General features: G+C 50.4%; 15 protein-coding genes and 1 pseudogene. 5 read left to right on the forward strand and 11 right to left on the reverse strand.

What is annotated here, in order from left to right; genetic code table 11:
- Positions 1–26: 26 nt before the first annotated feature.
- Positions 27–245, reverse strand: a complete 219-nt coding sequence (locus CYQ09_RS04565; RefSeq protein ID WP_106744220.1) for a DUF6500 family protein — start codon at positions 243–245, stop codon at positions 27–29.
- Positions 242–1,042, reverse strand: coding sequence for a DUF4198 domain-containing protein (locus CYQ09_RS04570; RefSeq protein WP_106744221.1), 801 nt, complete (start codon positions 1,040–1,042; stop codon positions 242–244). Before CYQ09_RS04570 ends, CYQ09_RS04565 begins: the two co-directional genes overlap by 4 nt.
- 148 nt (positions 1,043–1,190) lie before the next feature.
- Between CYQ09_RS04570 and CYQ09_RS04575 the strand changes: the two genes are divergently transcribed.
- The 4 genes from CYQ09_RS04575 (at position 1,191) to CYQ09_RS04590 (ending at position 5,390) form a co-directional block, all read left to right on the forward strand.
- A complete protein-coding gene (locus tag CYQ09_RS04575; protein WP_239495847.1) occupies positions 1,191–2,384 on the forward strand; it encodes a HupE/UreJ family protein in 1,194 nt (397 codons plus the stop codon).
- A gap of 196 nt (positions 2,385–2,580) precedes the next feature.
- The gene (rpsB, locus tag CYQ09_RS04580; RefSeq protein WP_106744222.1) at positions 2,581–3,348 is read left to right on the forward strand and encodes a 30S ribosomal protein S2; all 768 of its coding nucleotides are present in this window, start codon (positions 2,581–2,583) and stop codon (positions 3,346–3,348) included.
- Positions 3,349–3,468: 120 nt separating this feature from the next.
- Positions 3,469–4,341, forward strand: a complete 873-nt coding sequence (tsf, locus tag CYQ09_RS04585) for a translation elongation factor Ts (RefSeq protein WP_106744223.1) — start codon at positions 3,469–3,471, stop codon at positions 4,339–4,341.
- A gap of 410 nt (positions 4,342–4,751) precedes the next feature.
- Positions 4,752–5,390 carry a hypothetical protein gene (locus tag CYQ09_RS04590; RefSeq protein WP_106744224.1) on the forward strand — a complete coding sequence of 213 codons (639 nt, stop codon included), beginning with the start codon at positions 4,752–4,754 and terminating at the stop codon, positions 5,388–5,390.
- Between the two features lie 364 nt (positions 5,391–5,754).
- Here CYQ09_RS04590 and CYQ09_RS04595 read toward each other — a convergent pair whose 3' ends face one another.
- The 4 genes from CYQ09_RS04595 to CYQ09_RS04610 all read right to left on the reverse strand — a co-directional run bounded on the left by CYQ09_RS04595 (position 5,755) and on the right by CYQ09_RS04610 (position 8,918).
- Positions 5,755–6,516, reverse strand: coding sequence for a LuxR family transcriptional regulator (locus tag CYQ09_RS04595; protein WP_106744225.1), 762 nt, complete (start codon positions 6,514–6,516; stop codon positions 5,755–5,757).
- Positions 6,513–6,959: a type II 3-dehydroquinate dehydratase gene (gene aroQ / locus CYQ09_RS04600; protein WP_106744585.1), complete on the reverse strand. Its 447-nt coding sequence runs from the start codon at positions 6,957–6,959 to the stop codon at positions 6,513–6,515. The genes CYQ09_RS04595 and aroQ overlap by 4 nt, the downstream gene beginning before the upstream one ends.
- A gap of 72 nt (positions 6,960–7,031) precedes the next feature.
- Complete coding sequence (locus CYQ09_RS04605) at positions 7,032–7,988, reverse strand: hypothetical protein (RefSeq protein WP_106744226.1); 957 nt, start codon at positions 7,986–7,988, stop codon at positions 7,032–7,034.
- A 12-nt stretch (positions 7,989–8,000) separates the two neighbouring features.
- On the reverse strand, positions 8,001–8,918 hold the full coding sequence (locus CYQ09_RS04610; RefSeq protein WP_106744227.1) for a hypothetical protein: 918 nt from the start codon (positions 8,916–8,918) through the stop codon (positions 8,001–8,003).
- 318 nt (positions 8,919–9,236) lie between these two features.
- Here CYQ09_RS04610 and CYQ09_RS04615 point away from each other — a divergent pair.
- A pseudogene (locus tag CYQ09_RS04615) lies at positions 9,237–9,557 on the forward strand (IS30 family transposase); the annotation flags it as partial.
- Between the two features lie 33 nt (positions 9,558–9,590).
- On the opposite strand, the gene CYQ09_RS04620 reads toward CYQ09_RS04615, so the two are convergent.
- From CYQ09_RS04620 to CYQ09_RS04640, 5 genes are all read right to left on the reverse strand, one after another.
- Entirely contained in the window at positions 9,591–10,244 is a 654-nt protein-coding gene (locus CYQ09_RS04620; protein ID WP_106744228.1) for an aspartate/glutamate racemase family protein, read from the reverse strand.
- Positions 10,244–11,080, reverse strand: a complete 837-nt coding sequence (locus tag CYQ09_RS04625; protein ID WP_106744229.1) for an ABC transporter permease — start codon at positions 11,078–11,080, stop codon at positions 10,244–10,246. The genes CYQ09_RS04620 and CYQ09_RS04625 overlap by 1 nt, the downstream gene beginning before the upstream one ends.
- 1 nt (position 11,081) lies before the next feature.
- Positions 11,082–11,930 carry an ABC transporter permease gene (locus tag CYQ09_RS04630; protein WP_106744230.1) on the reverse strand — a complete coding sequence of 283 codons (849 nt, stop codon included), beginning with the start codon at positions 11,928–11,930 and terminating at the stop codon, positions 11,082–11,084.
- Between the two features lie 61 nt (positions 11,931–11,991).
- On the reverse strand, positions 11,992–13,257 hold the full coding sequence (locus tag CYQ09_RS04635; protein ID WP_204353900.1) for an ABC transporter substrate-binding protein: 1,266 nt from the start codon (positions 13,255–13,257) through the stop codon (positions 11,992–11,994).
- Between the two features lie 24 nt (positions 13,258–13,281).
- Positions 13,282–14,256: an ABC transporter ATP-binding protein gene (locus CYQ09_RS04640; protein WP_106744232.1), complete on the reverse strand. Its 975-nt coding sequence runs from the start codon at positions 14,254–14,256 to the stop codon at positions 13,282–13,284.

Consider the following 14,256-nt stretch of genomic DNA (forward strand, 5'->3'; position numbering starts at 1 on the left):
AGCCGGGAACGATGCGCAAGCGTCCGTCACAGCCCATCTTGCATCATTTGACGAATTTTTACCGCCTTTTCAAAATGGTCCAATTTATGGGTTTCGATCCACCAAGTCGCGGCCTCCATTAGCAAGGCAGGATCATCATTGCGGTTTGCAAAAAATGCATAGAAAGACAACCCAACACCGTCACCTTTTTGTGCGATTTTTTGGTCACAAACGGCGGTAGCTTTTTGACGAAGGCTAGTTCTCATTCGGGGACGCCAAATGTCAGGTTTGCCCACAGCGTTTCCCAAACGGCGCCAGTTTGCTCTTGCAATTCATCAGTCGGTTCGCGCAACACAACTGCATCGACCATATAGCTATTGCCACCGGTGACTGGAAAAGTTGCAATACCATCATCATTGGTTTGGAAATATGAAACTTCGACAGTACCGTCGGCCGCCTTGTCAAAGACCTCGATCTGCACATTTGCGCGCACGTCCTGACGATAAAACAATTGAACCGTGAAGCCGTTATCCAAGTCATCCGTGTAGGGGTTCGTCAGGGCAACGAGTTCAGTTTCCAGCCCCACACGGTGATCGGCACCGGCAGCATTCCCAACGCCAATTAATGTCTTGGAATAGCGTGAATACACTTCTTTGAAGTTAGCTTCGGGCAATCCACGTTCCCTTTGGCGCGTCAACACATCGCCAAAGTCTTTATGATCAACAAAGTTTTGAAATTTTTCCCAAGTTGCGTAATCGACCGTCGCGTTACGCGCCTGATACGCGACGATGTTTAGACCTTCAGCAGCAGGTGCTTGGTTCAGCGCTGGTCGATCTCCGGCACGTCCACGAACATTTACGCCCGTCCCGCCAGCGATGACTGCGAAATGTTCAAAACGTTGTGGAAAAAACACCTGCTTGGTTCCCGCGAAATTCTGGCCATTGACAATATGTGCCTCAAGGTTACCGTCCGCGGCTATCTGATAAGCCGTTGGTTCAAGCCAGAACTCATGTGCGGTTGCAGGAACGGCCAACAATGAAAAGAGAAGAGCTAAAATGCGCATAGGTGTTTCCTTATCCAACGTTGCAAGGGTTGTCTTTCATGCGCTGATGTCAAGCATGATCACGGTTATTGTGATGACAGGCACGTCCGCGAGGGCGCATGAAGTCTTTCCAAGCATTTTAAATTTGCGGGCCGAGGACGGCGTTGTCATGATTGAACTAGACGTCAACGCAGAGGCCATGCTGGCCGGTGTTGACCTAAATACTGTCGAAGACACAGATACAGCGACCAATGCCCAAGATTACGACGCGCTGCGTACGTTAACACCGCAGGACATTGCAGATCGGTTTGACGCCTACTGGCCGCAATTTATAGAAAATTTTACGTTTTTGGTCGATGGCAAACCTACGATACTAAATGACAACGGCACCATTGTTTATGGCGCCGAAGACGAAACGTCCGTACGTATGACCCGCCTTACGCTTGTCGGAACATACCCTGAGGACGCCGAAACGTTTCAAATCGGCTGGGTGCCTGCATACGGTACATTAATTGTACGCCAGAACGACATCGCTAATGATCCATATACGGGCACCTTGTCGGGCGGTGCGTTATCGGAACCTTTCTTGATTAATGGTGGATCGGCACAGTCTGGTTTGCATGTATTTGGGTCCTATATTCCGATCGGCTTTGATCACATCGTCCCTAAAGGTTTGGACCATATCTTATTTGTGCTCGGGCTGTTTTTCTTATCTGCGCGCATCCGACCTTTGTTGACGCAGGTTTCGTTGTTCACCTTGGCGCATACGCTGACGCTGGCATTGGCTGCGCTTGGATATGTGCGGTTGCCCGGCAGCGTGGTCGAACCGCTTATTGCGGCGTCCATCGTGTTTGTCGCGCTCGAAAATATTTATGCAAAAGGGCTAAGCCGGTGGCGACCTGTCGTGGTATTCGGTTTTGGATTGCTTCACGGGCTTGGTTTCGCCTCTGTTTTGGCGGAATTCGGACTGCCCGAAAACGCGTTTATCCCGGCACTCATTGGGTTCAATGTCGGGGTCGAAGTAGGGCAACTTGCGGTAATTGCTGTCATGTTCTTGTGTATTTGGCAGGCGCTGCGCGTTGATCGCGGTGCAAATGAAGTAGGGCAGGGCTTTGCGCTCTATACGGTGTTGCTTATTGCGGCACTCGCACTTGCTGTTTTGAACCCCGCGCCATTGCAAACTTTGATCGAAGGTCCCGTTTGGGTCTTCGCAGCGCCATTGGCGATGGTTTTTGCTTTATGTGCAGCATCCATCCATTTTCGCGATCAAGTTGACGCATACCGCCGTCTTGTCGCAATTCCTGCATCTGTCGCAATCGCGGCGGTCGGGGCGTATTGGTTCGTTGAGCGGGTCTTTTTGTAAGATATCACCTCGCTTTGTATAAAATACTCCCGCCGGAGGCAGCCAAAGGGTTGCGTCCGGCGCAAAGCCCGGTTAAAGCGCACGCACTTAATCCCGCAGGCGGGGGCGGGTCCAATGGGGACAAATCCCAAAGGATCCACCGGTTGGCAACACGCTAATCCCCCGCTGAGGTTGAAACCGGAAAAGGAAAAAAGACATGGCTCTTCCTGAGTTCTCCATGCGCCAACTGCTTGAAGCAGGCGTACACTTTGGTCACCAGACCGCCCGCTGGAACCCTAAAATGGGTCAGTACATCTACGGCTCACGTAACGGTATCCACATCATGGACCTGACACAGACTGTTCCAATGCTGGACCAGGCTTTGCAAGTTATCCGTGACACTGTCGCAAAGGGCGGCCGCGTTCTTTTCGTTGGCACAAAGCGTCAAGCTGCAAAGCCAATCATGGACGCTGCTGAAAAATCTGCGCAGTTCTACATGAACCACCGTTGGTTGGGGGGCACGCTGACAAACTGGCAGACTGTTTCAAAGTCTATCAACCGCCTGAAAGCCATCGACGAAGCGTCTGCAACTGGATTTGCGGGTCTGACCAAGAAAGAACGTCTTGGCATGGAGCGTGAGCAAGGCAAACTAGAAGCATCACTTGGCGGTATCCGCGAAATGGGCGGCGTTCCTGACCTGATTTTCGTCATCGACGTCAACAAAGAAGATCTGGCCATCGCAGAAGCTAAGAAACTGGGCATCCCAGTTGTAGCTATTGTTGATACCAACTGTTCACCTGACGGCGTAGACTACGTCATTCCAGGTAACGATGACGCTGCACGTGCCATCGCGCTTTACACCGATCTGGCTGCACGTGCAGCGCTTGACGGTATGTCCGCTCAGCTGGGTGCAGCTGGCGTTGACATGGGCGCAATGGAAGAGTTCGCAGAAGAAGTCGTTGCTGAAGAAGCCGCTGCTGAATAAGCCGCTGCTGAATAAGCCGCTGCTGAATAAGCCGCTGCTGAATAAGCGTCACAAAACGGTCGGGTAGGGGGCGTATCCCCCCTCCCGCAGATCAATGAATTCCGTTTAAGGAGAAGTAACATGGCAATCACCGCTGCAATGGTGAAAGAACTGCGCGACAGCACTGGCGCAGGCATGATGGACGCGAAAAAAGCGCTGACAGAAACTGATGGCGACATGGAAGCCGCGGTTGATTGGCTGCGCACTAAAGGTCTTGCAAAAGCTGCTAAGAAATCCGGCCGTACGGCTGCTGAGGGTCTTGTGGCTGTTGCCGTCAAAGAAGGCAAAGGGATCGCTGTCGAAGTGAATTCTGAAACCGACTTTGTTGGTAAAAATGCTGACTTCCAGAAAATGGTTTCCGGCATCGCAAACGTTGCTTTGGGTGTGTCTGACGTTGACGCGCTGAAGGCTGCTGATATGGACGGCAAATCCGTTGAGCAGACCGTAACCGATGCAGTTGCTGTGATCGGTGAGAACATGTCTGTGCGCCGCATGGCGGCTCTCGAAGGTGCATCAGTTGTAAACTACGTGCACAACGCCGCAGCGCCTGGCATGGGCAACATTGGTGTTCTTGTCGCACTGAACGGCGATAACGCGGAATTCGGCCGTCAGGTCGCAATGCACATCGCTGCTGCAAACCCTGCGGCACTTTCAGAAGCTGATCTTGACCCAGCTGTCGTTGAAAAAGAAAAGCAAGTTCAAATCGATATCGCACGTGAATCTGGTAAGCCAGAAGCTGTGATCGAAAAGATGATCGTTGGCCGTATGAAGAAATACATGGCTGAAATCACTTTGTTGAACCAGCAATTCGTCGTGAACCCTGATCTGACAGTCGCGGATGCGGCCAAAGAAGCTGGCGTTGAAATCACAGGCTACGCCCGCCTAGAAGTTGGCGAAGGCGTTGAAAAAGTCGAAGAAGATTTCGCCGCAGAAGTTGCAAAGCTGAACAGCTAATAGTCTAATCCAATTAGTATTTTAATGGGGCTCTCTGAACTGATCAGAGCGCCCCATTTTTTTGTCTTATGATCTATTTAAGGGTTTCGCTAAGAAATAGATGTGCAATCATGCGTTGTGCGTACATTCAAAGTGGATACAAATATGAGCTCTACAATCATTACCGATACAGACGACCAGTATTCTTGGGATAGTATTGAAACGACTTATGACGAAAACGGCATCATTCAAGAAATGATAACGAACTACGACAACGGCATTCAGAAAACTGATACCTACGCAGGTGGCATAATTCAGTCAGTTCTATTGAGACGTACTACGACGCGTCAGGTCAGGTCGAGCATCGCGAGACAACATATGACAACGGCCAGTTCAAATACGAAGACTTTGAAAATGGTGTCCGGCAGTTCATGTCTCAGACCGATGGCTACCGGCCATGGGAAGCACCAACGGGTGACGAAGGGGCGTATGTTTGGGACAGTATTGAGACGTACTACGACGCGTCAGGTCAGGTCGAGAATCGCGAGACCGTATATGATAACGGTGTCGTGAAAAACGAATACTATACCGAAGGAGCTCGACAGGAGACCGTAAAGCAGGATCTCGAAGATAGCATGAATTGGGATTCTATTGTCTTCAACTACGACGAAAATGGCAACATCGCGCAAGCAACTACTCTTTATGACGATGGTTCATCACGCAATGCACAGTATGAAGACGGTACGTTATCGCTAGTTGTTCGGATGGACACCGACGACGGTATGGGTGGGGTATATGACTGGGCTGCAAAGATGTACGCCTATGCGCCAGATGGAACGTTGGAGATTTCCGCTACAGCGCTCGACAATGGAGACGAAATTTACGTCTTCTTTGACGAGGATGAAAAGGCTGCACGGATCGAAAAAGACGTTGATGGCAGCGATCCGTGGCAATTCCAGGTAACTGAGTATGCTGAGACGGGGCCAGTTGTGACAACCTATGATACTATTGACGAAGTTCCCGATGTCTACGCCGACTATCTCGAGCCTATGTATGCCTACAGCATTTAGGGTAACTAAATGTAAATGATGACGCGGCACCGTGCTCGGGAAAAGACACGGTGCCGCTATGATTAATGCACGTCCAATTTCGGGACGAGACGCGCAATCATCAGGGGGTGCTGATGCCCAAAGGCAAACCCAAGACATCAGCGTCCGGATAACCGGCACGAACTGCAGGGCCTTGAAATCGCAAGGGTCCAATTCGCTGTTCCCAGGCCTAAGGCCACCACTCACGGAACCTCTATAGTGTGTCAAATGACGCTACGTTACGAAAGTCAGGTAAACCTGACCTCGCGTAGTATTGTATTTTTTGCCGTAAGGTCAAAAGCAACAAAATGTCTTAAATTTTTGGTGGGTGAGGCGGGCGAACTTGTTACGGTTCAACGTCCATTACAAACATCTGATTGTAGAATGCTGCTTTAAGAACGGCTTGTGCCGTCGTTTCGACATCCAAAGCCTCTCTTGCGAGCCTTAGGTGTTTTTCGACTGTTGCGGGCGTTAGCTCAAGCAGAACTGCGATGTCTTGCGTTGTTTTACCATCGCCAACCCACTGCAGCACCTCGCGCTGCCGTTTCGTCAGGTGCCGTTCGCCAGTGTAGGGCAGGGTCAGCAGTTTTAAGTGCATGACATTGTTCATGACAATGATTTCGTCGCCATGTTTTGCCCAAGTCTGCTCAACGGTATCTTGCGTAATCCCTGGCCTTGCAGTCAGCGCAATCGCTGCTTTGGTCCGTTCAGAAATAGATCGAAAGCTAACAGTGTAACCTGCCGTCACTTTCATTTTTCGATTGAATTCCATCACGCGCAATTCGCTAGGCGTGAGGTTATCAATCCGGCCCATATCCATCATCCAGCGCCAGCTACAAGCCCCGTCATTGGCAAGCGCCCACTTCAGCATAGGCGCATGATAGTAATAGCCTTCGTCAAAGAAGACCTTCATATATTCAGGTGTTTGGGATGATAGGAGAACCCAATCCTGCGGATCACCTAGCGAACTTGATGTGCGGTAACGGGTGTAACCATACATTAATCGGTCAAACCCATAATTTTCCATTTGTTCGGTATGAAGTTTCCACAACTCTTCGACAGAGCGGGCGTTGGTCAACCGGGATAGCTGATCAACGAGGCTTCTCATGCAGAGTCACCCAAATATTCGTTCAATGCTTGCATCGCCAGCGGATAGCCGGCAGCGCCAAATCCACATATTTGGCCAACGCAAACCTTGGATATATATGACGTTTGCCTGAACGCTTCACGGGCGTGAATGTTTGATAAGTGCAATTCTATCACTGGCAGCATAATGCTTGAAATTGCATCCATGAGCGCGACAGAAGAGTGCGTGTACGCGCCCGCATTCAAAATGATGCCAGCGTGTTTTCCGCGGGCAGCATGCATCAAATCAATCATGACACCTTCATGATTGCTTTGCTCGAACGCGATGTCGACGCCAAGCGTGTCTGCCTTTACTGCGCACAGGTCTTCGACATCTTTTAGTGTCGTCGTACCGTACACTTCGGGTTGGCGTGTGCCAAGCAGGTTCAGATTCGGGCCATTCAGGATAAGAAAAGAGCGTTTCATAAGCATCCTTTATCACCTTTAACCCACTGGTCAAAAGGGAAATATATCAAATAGTTCCCACTATTTCTACAGCTAGGAAAATAGGGGGTCGGACTTAACAATCGTTACAGCCGGGTCATTGCCAAGACGCGCGATGTCATTTTCGTACAGATTAGACAGATGTTTGCGCTCCCAGTCGCTCCAAGGGTCAAATCCTGCGTTCTCTGCATTACGTGGAAACTGTTCTTGGATGCTACGAATTTGACTAGCCGCTTCTGCAATACCAACCGATAAAATCAGTTTTTGGATTTCATTCATTGCGCGAGCAGATGCAGATGGCCGTCTTCGGTCATCCTTGGGTGTTTTAAACTTAGTTATATCAATAGTTGGTCCTGCAAGATTTCTGATAATTTGATTGGCCATGTTGGGATCATCGCGAAAATCTTCAAATTTCCAAATATAGATTTTGGCTTTGGGAAAGTACTTTTGAACCTGCGTGATCACACCGTTCCAGCCCAAAAGGTTATTCATGACGCGATCAACCATTACATTTGGAAAAATCACAGTTGGGCTGATGGCTCGTAAAGACCTGATATATTCGACATAGGCTGCGGCGTAAAAATCGGGATAGTTTCTTACCGCGAGGTGGACTTCACGTACGGTAAATGGAATTTCACGGGCGGTGACGCTCATGAATGCGTCACGGAAGCGATAAAGTGCACCGCGTTTTGCGCAGTGTCCGCAGTGTCCGGCTAGGTTCTCGTCGCTTAGGATCAGCCTTTCGGGATTACGTTCTTTGAGAGGTTCGAAGAACGCTGACGTCAGATCGCGAAGCTCTGCGGCTTCGATGATGTCATTGCGTTTGATGCCAAGATTTAGATAACTATTTTCTTGGCAGGGTACGGTAAACTGCTTTCGCATCACGCGGTGATGCACATAGTGAACCCCGCGTTTGTCCATAAAGCCTTGGTTTCGGTGAAGAATCCGCTGCAGATACGTCGATGCTGTTTTGTGAAACCCACCATGAAGGACTGTGTAAGGCTCGGTCATATTCACCTACCGTTACTGCAATGATCGTTTGTATCGGCGGAAACTTGATCGGACCAAATTTGCCATCTGCTCGCGACCGCTCTCAGCGTAGTATTTCTGAAGTGATCCTGCGTACCAAGGAAGGTTACGCCGCCCACGGTACAGTTGATAGAACATCTGCGGTGTGATTTCGCCAAATAGTCCTGCATGCATTAACGGCTTTAGTGCGTCGATTTTACGAAGGAATACTGCAGACTTGTGATTTGAAAACCAGCATTTATAGGGCGTGACATTATGACCTGCGATACGTTCAAAATGCTTGTGATCGGGGGCGAAATAAGGATCATAAAAGACGCTAATCGGGCCGCATTCGTTTAGAATTCCCTTTGCATCGCTTAGCGGGAGCGTCCAATCTTGGCGGCGTCCGATCCAATACCGTTCTTCCCAAGGGACCAACTTTGCATCCAGCGTAGATTGCGGGTTGAACGCCAATACATGCGCGCCCGGAACCAATGACGCAAACACAAGCGCCGCGAATGCACCCATTGATGCACCGGCAAACACGACACGATCATATCCGTCAAAAAAACCGGTGGCTGCGAGCTCTTGCATACGTGCGATCAAAGCCGGATCGCGATACCAGAGCTTGCCGTGTGCAAAGACCCCAAGATGAGATATGCTTTGGTCTTGGGCGTACTTGAAACCCCAAGGCACACGTTCAGGGCTGTCATCGGAAACATTCGAAAGATTATCAAAGCTGACCAGCAGGACAGGTCGTAGGCGCTTCACGAACATGATGGAATGGCGCGTTCCTTTTTCAAAAAAACCTTCACCTGTTCCTCCAGGAGCAAGCTCTGCAAACCACAAAGGCTGTGTTATTTGATTAGCCTTAAGCTTTTTATCATCAACGCGAGTGTCATCCGTATATGCGTTATTATTGTCGTCGGTCATGTTGCCTCGGCCGATTTTATACCTGCGGTTTGTACTAGCGTTTTCAGAAGAACATTTAAACTGATTGTTTTGTAGATGCCAAAGTCTCTTCTCGTTCAGCTTAAGTATTTAACATAATACTGATTATGCGACTTTTGGTCTGTAGCAGGTGCGCGCTACCTTCAACTGCGACTCTTGTTAGAAAACAGTACGTTATCTGACGAGAGGAATCGATATGGGAACGACTTATACGCAGTTGAGTATCACAGAACGTCGCAGAATAGAACGCTGGAGACACGCAAAGGTCCCTGTTGATGAAATGGCGCGCGTGTTGAGGCCATCAAAGACTTGCCCTATCAAGCACGCCGTTCAATCACCTTTGATCGTGGATCAGAGTTCATGAACTGGCCGCGTCTCCAAGCTGAGATTGGGACACAGACATGGTTCTGCGATCCCTCCTCACCCTGGCAAAAAGGCACCGTCGAGAACACCAATCGCCGCGCCCGACGTTGGCTGCCGCGCAAACGAGACATCAGATCAATGACGGATCAGGACATCAAAGATATATCCGATCGCCTCAACAACACCCCCCGCAAATGCCTCGGTTGGAAAACACCGACCGAAGTCTTCCGCGAAAAGATGATGGAGGAAATGCGATGAGCACCCTACCATAAGACCAACAAGAGTCGCACTTCACGTAGCGCTCACAACAGCCAAACTGAGTAGGACTGAAGCCCTGACACCGTCGATCAGGACCATTCCGGTGTTCGCTTCGAGTTTTTTGTGTAATGCTGCCATGCCAGCACAGCCTAAAATCACGGTCGTGCTTCCGTCTTCATGCTTCGTGGCTAAGATTTCTTTGGACAGCGTATCGCAAGTATCTTCGGAAGCTTCCTCGATTGTCAGTACAGGAAGACCACTGGCGCGAATGGACTTGCAGTTTTTGCTAAATCCAAGGGCTTCTATGTTTTCTTCGATGACCGGTATCGATACATCCGTGGATGTGACCACTGAAAAGCCCTGCCCCAAAAGTACAGCCATGGTATATGCGGCTTGTCCAATGCCTATCACCGGGCAATGGGCCCTGTGCCGCATTTCTGGAAGCCCGACATCGTCAAAGCAAGCAATGATGATCAGGTCAGCGTTCTTAACATCTTCGGACATAAGACCTGCGAGCAATCCCTTTGTCGCGGCCTCTCCATCTTCGCGCCCTTGTATCGCCTTTGGGCCATCGCTGTTAGTCCAGCCTGATACCTGAACTTCGGCGGGTGCGGCTGCACGTGCTACTGCCAACATGCTTTGCGTCATCGCGTTCGTGGCGTTCGGGTTCATCAGGACAATTTTCATCAAAGCCCCTTCCCTGCATCAGAACCAAACCGCGAACGCCGCTTTCCCAATATCCAAACGACAAACAAAAAGAAGCCTATCACACAAAGTGAGAATAGCGTTGTCAATGTTCCCAGCGCGTAGATAACCGGAGTGGTCACATTGGTCGTCATGCCGAATATTTCGAGAGGTAGCGTGTTGTATGACCCCGCTGTGAGCAACGTGCGCGCAAATTCATCATAGGATAAGGTAAATCCAAACAGCGCCACCCCGATCAGTGACGGCGAGATGATTGGCACGACGACGAACCGGATCGTTTGCCATGCTGACGCCCCTTGATCGCGTGCGGCTTCCTCATAGCTTTTGTCGAAACGGTTAAATACCGCAAACATAATCAACAGGCCAAAGGGCAATGTCCACGTCAGTTGGCTACCGAAACCTGAAGTGGCCCAGTGCACCCGAAACCCCAGTTGGTTAAAGATCAAACCGACGCCCAAGGATATTAAGATAGATGGGATCACCAGTGACGTGATTGCCAGATAAAACAGCACCGAAGAACCCGCAAACCTTTTGCGGAAAGCCAGACCAGCCATGACTGAACCTACGACGGTTGTGATCATGACCATAAATCCAAGGATCAGCGACCTTCGGAACGCCCCCCAAATATCGCCGACAGCTTGCTGTTCAAATAGGTCACGGAACCAGTATAGCGATACACCATTCATTGGAAATGTCAGACCGCCTTGCGGCCCCTGAAACGATAGAAGGGCAATCGTCAGTGTTGGTCCGTAAAGGAACAATATGAAAAGGCCGAAAAAGCTGGCCAGAACGTAGAAAGACCGTGGTCGTTGTTCCATCTTATAATTCCTTTCGGATATTCACGAACCGCAACATGATCGCGATCATGATGAGCACCGTGCACAACAAAACAACGGCAGTCGCAGCCGCGGAAGGATACTGCAGAAGCGCAATGTCATTTGAAATAAGCCGCCCGACATTCGCCTTTTGCGATCCGGACATGAAACGCACAGTGATAAAATCACCCATCACCAATGTGACGACAAAGATGGTACCAATCATAATGCCCGGTTTCGTCAGCGGAATGATTAGATGGCACAGTGTCTGAAACCCGCTGGCGCCAGCATCACGCGCGGCCTCTAACAATGATTTGTCGATCCGCATCATAGTGTTGAATATCGGGACAACCATGAACAGCGTGTAAAGATGAACGAACGCAAGGATCACCGAGAAATCCGAGTACAACAACCAATCAAGCGGCGCATCGATCACGCCCCAGGACATCAGGGTTTGGTTCGCGATCCCATTTCGACCCAAAAACGGAATCCATGAAATCATGCGAATGATGTTCGATGTCCAAAATGGGATGGTGCATAGCAAAAACAGCGCGATTTGTGTGGTTTGACTGCGCACATGAAAAGCCAAAAAATATGCGACGGTAAAGCCGATGGCTAAGGTAAAGGCCCATGTAATGAATGCGTATTTAAATGTCGCGAAGAACACCTTGTAAGTCACTGGCGAATTGAACAAAAACTGATAATTCTCAAACTGAAAATCAGGATAAATTGAGAACTCTGTTGCCCCCCAAAAGCTGACAATGACAATCATGATGATCGGCGCAACAAGGAATCCCAAAAGGATCACAGTAAGCGGCGCGGCTTGGAGCCAGGTTATAAGTGTTCGGTGCATGGTTGCTCTCGATCAGGGCGTTTACTGCGGAGAATGGCGAACACCCTCCGCAGCGGTTATATTATGACGCGATGAATTCGTTCCACTTGCGGACCATGTATTGGTTTTCGTCCATTACGGCGTTCCAACAAGCGACTGATCCCATCCGGTCATAGAACGACCCACCGTCACGGGTTTCACCAGCCTTAGCCAACACATCCCCTGTCGGAGACGTAATATCGCCTGTGGCTTGCTTGCCCTCGAACCAATAGCCCCACTCGTTTTCGGACATGTGGTTTTTCGACGTCTCAGGCACGGCAGAATAATAGCCCTGACGCATCAGGTAACCGCCGACCCAGCCATCAAGGTACCAGTTGATGTATTCATAGGCAGCGTCCAGCTCCATGCCGGACAGAGATTTTGACAGGCCGATACCACCACCCCAACTACGATACCCTTCTTCAAGCGGTTGATAGACGCACGGAATACCACGCGATTTAACGGCGGTGATTGCTGGCGACCACATCGACTGGATCACGACCTCGCCCGCCGCCATCAGGTTCACGCTTTCGTCGAATGTTTTCCAGAACGCGCGGAACTGCCCATTTTGTTTGGCCTCCGTGAAGATCGCAAAAGTCTTGTCAATTTCTTCACGGGTCATATTGCCTTTGTCGGCGTACTGGATTTCGCCCATGGATTCACAAACCATGGCCATGTCCATGATCCCGATTGAAGAAATATCAAGGATCGAAGCCTTGCCTTTGAATTCAGGGTTCAAAAGTTCAGACCAGTTGTTGATCGGACGGTTGATCAGATCGGGGCGAATACCCAGCGTATCTGCGTTATAGATCGTCGGGATAAGCGTCATCCAACCCGTTTCTTCATCGGCAAATGCGTTACCATCGGGACCATCAACAAAGCCAACGCTATGCGGTGCAGTCCCCTGCGCGATTTCGCTTTCAGGAGTCAGTTTTCCGGACTTAAAAATGCCAACGATTTTATCGTAGTTCGCGATTTTTGATGTATCCATCGCCTGCAGATTGCCTGTCGGCCAGACCTTTTTACAAATCCAATATTCAATATCGGCAATATCAAAGCTGTCTGGCTGCGTCGCCGCGCGCTGGGTCACGCTGTCACTATCCAGCGCAGTCATCGCAAGAGTGAAACCAAGGTCTTCTTTCACCTTATTGGCCACGTCATTCAGGTTCGACACACCGGTGCCAAATTGGCGAAGTGTTATGTCTTTGATTTCTTGGGCCCAAACCATTGGGGCTGGCAAGGCTGACGCAGCGACGGCCGCCGCCCCGTTTTTCAACACCGCACGGCGGCTATAACGCATTTTAGACATATCTATTGTCCCTTGTTGTTAGATTTATGCTTGGAGGCGGTGTAGCCGCCCCTCGTCCCAAGCGAGCGTGACCGCATCGCCTGGATTTTTTGGTGAGTGATAAAAAGTCTCTTCGGGCAGCAGTGCGAGGATCTCCTCACCGCCTTCTGTGGTGGCAGTCATGGCAACATGGGCGCCTTGGAACTCTACCCCGGTAACGGTGGCTGGCAATCCGTTGTCGGCCAAGGTGACTGCGTCGGCACGCAACGCGACTTTGCTGCCATCCAATGAGATAACGTTGTGCCCCCCCATGAAACGGGCGACAAATTCGGTGCGAGGCGCGTTGAAAACATCACGCGCAGAGCCCGCCTGTTCGATGACTGCGTTATTCATAACGACCATCACATCAGCCAATGCAAGCGCTTCGTCCTGTCCGTGCGTGACGTGAATAAACGTAATCCCAAGCTCGCGCTGTATCCGTTTCAGCTCTGCACGCATACGCACCCGCAAAAACGGATCAAGCGCAGAAAGCGGTTCGTCCAGCAACAACACCTTCGGCTTGGTTATCAATGCACGCGCCAGCGCCACCCGTTGCTGCTGCCCGCCAGAAAGCTGATCCGGCAGACGGTCCGCATAGTCATTCATATCGACAAGTTCGAGTAATTCGTTCGCTTGACCATAGCGCGTGGGCTTATCAACACCCTTCATCCGCAAGGAAAACGCAACGTTGTCACGTACAGACAAATGCGGAAACAGCGCGTAGTTTTGGAACATCATTGCCGTCCCCCGCTTTGCTGGGGCGAGATGCGACACATCCAGGCCATCAAGCACGATGGACCCATCTGAAACGCTTTCGTGGCCCGCAATCATCCGCAACGTAGATGATTTTCCACACCCTGACGGCCCCAACAGACAAACGTAACGCCCCGCATTAAAAATGTGGTTCAAGTCCCGCACCGCCACAGTGTCTCCATAGCGTTTGGTCAGATGGACAAGTTCGAGATCATATCCTGTGCGCAT

Origin of the sequence: Yoonia maritima (assembly GCF_002933395.1) — a bacterium.
Classification (GTDB): domain Bacteria; phylum Pseudomonadota; class Alphaproteobacteria; order Rhodobacterales; family Rhodobacteraceae; genus Yoonia; species Yoonia maritima_A.

Coding starts and splice junctions, on each gene's coding strand:
- CYQ09_RS04630 (WP_106744230.1), bottom strand. CDS start 11,930: ATGCACCGAACACTTATAACCTGGCTCCAAGCCGCGCCGCTTACTGTG.
- CYQ09_RS04595 (WP_106744225.1), bottom strand. CDS start 6,516: ATGAGAAGCCTCGTTGATCAGCTATCCCGGTTGACCAACGCCCGCTCT.
- CYQ09_RS04570 (WP_106744221.1), bottom strand. CDS start 1,042: ATGCGCATTTTAGCTCTTCTCTTTTCATTGTTGGCCGTTCCTGCAACC.
- CYQ09_RS04605 (WP_106744226.1), bottom strand. CDS start 7,988: ATGACCGAGCCTTACACAGTCCTTCATGGTGGGTTTCACAAAACAGCA.
- CYQ09_RS04610 (WP_106744227.1), bottom strand. CDS start 8,918: ATGACCGACGACAATAATAACGCATATACGGATGACACTCGCGTTGAT.
- aroQ (WP_106744585.1), bottom strand. CDS start 6,959: ATGAAACGCTCTTTTCTTATCCTGAATGGCCCGAATCTGAACCTGCTT.
- CYQ09_RS04635 (WP_204353900.1), bottom strand. CDS start 13,257: ATGTCTAAAATGCGTTATAGCCGCCGTGCGGTGTTGAAAAACGGGGCG.
- CYQ09_RS04620 (WP_106744228.1), bottom strand. CDS start 10,244: ATGAAAATTGTCCTGATGAACCCGAACGCCACGAACGCGATGACGCAA.
- tsf (WP_106744223.1), top strand. CDS start 3,469: ATGGCAATCACCGCTGCAATGGTGAAAGAACTGCGCGACAGCACTGGC.
- rpsB (WP_106744222.1), top strand. CDS start 2,581: ATGGCTCTTCCTGAGTTCTCCATGCGCCAACTGCTTGAAGCAGGCGTA.
- CYQ09_RS04565 (WP_106744220.1), bottom strand. CDS start 245: ATGAGAACTAGCCTTCGTCAAAAAGCTACCGCCGTTTGTGACCAAAAA.
- CYQ09_RS04625 (WP_106744229.1), bottom strand. CDS start 11,080: ATGGAACAACGACCACGGTCTTTCTACGTTCTGGCCAGCTTTTTCGGC.
- CYQ09_RS04575 (WP_239495847.1), top strand. CDS start 1,191: ATGATTGAACTAGACGTCAACGCAGAGGCCATGCTGGCCGGTGTTGAC.
- CYQ09_RS04640 (WP_106744232.1), bottom strand. CDS start 14,256: ATGCGCACAGGATATGATCTCGAACTTGTCCATCTGACCAAACGCTAT.
- CYQ09_RS04590 (WP_106744224.1), top strand. CDS start 4,752: ATGTCTCAGACCGATGGCTACCGGCCATGGGAAGCACCAACGGGTGAC.